This is a genomic window from Curtobacterium sp. B8, from assembly GCF_000333315.1.
GTDB classification, from domain to species: domain Bacteria; phylum Actinomycetota; class Actinomycetes; order Actinomycetales; family Microbacteriaceae; genus Curtobacterium; species Curtobacterium luteum.
In genome coordinates, this window is sequence record NZ_BACW01000504.1 from 1 (window position 1) to 1,009 (window position 1,009).

General features: G+C 73.3%; 1 protein-coding gene and 1 pseudogene. Both read right to left on the reverse strand.

Going from position 1 to position 1,009, the window contains the following annotated elements:
* Nucleotides 1–196: pseudogene (locus I59_RS12965) on the reverse strand (hypothetical protein); the annotation flags it as partial.
* The coding region (locus I59_RS12970) for a phosphatase PAP2 family protein (RefSeq protein ID WP_022904232.1) at nucleotides 193–1,009 on the reverse strand (817 nt) is incomplete at its 5' end. The pseudogene I59_RS12965 and the gene I59_RS12970, both read right to left, overlap by 4 nt.

The window sequence follows — 1,009 nt, forward strand, 5'->3', positions numbered from 1 at the left end:
CCGCCGACGCGCCGATCTCGATGAGGCTGTCCGCGCCGAACCCGGCGAGCGCCACGGAACCGGACTTCGCGACCAGCGTGGCGAGCACGACGACCCCGACGACGTTCCAGGCGAGGGTGGCCCACTCGAGCAGCCGTCCACTGCGGAGCAGGCGGCCCGCACGGCCCGTCGGTCGTGCTGCGGCGGGTGGGGTCACCGGACGAGGTCGCCCGTCGCGGCCGCCGGGCCGGTCTCGCTCCGGTCCGCCGAGAGCTCGGGGACCTTCGCGGTGAGGCGGGTGTCGACCGCGATGGCGACCGCGGTGATCATCATCGAGAGGCCGACGGACGACAGGGTGTCGGTGAGCCAGTGGTAGCCGAGGTAGAGCCGGCTCACCACCTGGGCGGTGATCATGAGTGCCGCCAGCGCGAACACGGCGACCGTCACCCAGCGGCGGTGGCTGCGGGACGCGACGAGGAAGGCGCCGATGAGGAAGAAGTCGCTCGCGCCGAGGACGTGGCCGGACGGGAACGAGAACGTGTGGTCGGGGCCGAGCAGCATCTCGGCGATCGGCGGTCGGGGGTGCCGGACCAGCGGCGCGAGGAGCTGCGCCGTGGCGACACCGAGCACCATGCCGCACGCGAGGAGCAGCGGACGGTAGGCGTGCCGGGCGAACACGGCCCACGTCACCGTCACGACGGCCACGACGATGGGCATGCCCACCGGTCCGAAGACGGTGGCGAGCACGACCGCGACGTTCGTACGGTCGGGGTCGCGCTGGGTGTCGAACCAGGCGTCGACCGGCCCGTCCAGGCGCTGGACGCCCGTGTGCGTCAGGACGCCGACGAGCATGGTCCCGAACACGAGGGTGCCGACGATCGCCAGGACGACCGAGCTGCGCAGCAGCACCGCGCGTTCGACCCGGCCGACCGACCGGACCTGCGGGGCGAACTTCCGGTGCCACCACCCGGGCTGGTCGGCGCTCATCGTCCGGCTCCCGTGGTGCGACGAGTGCGGNGAGCGCGCCGAC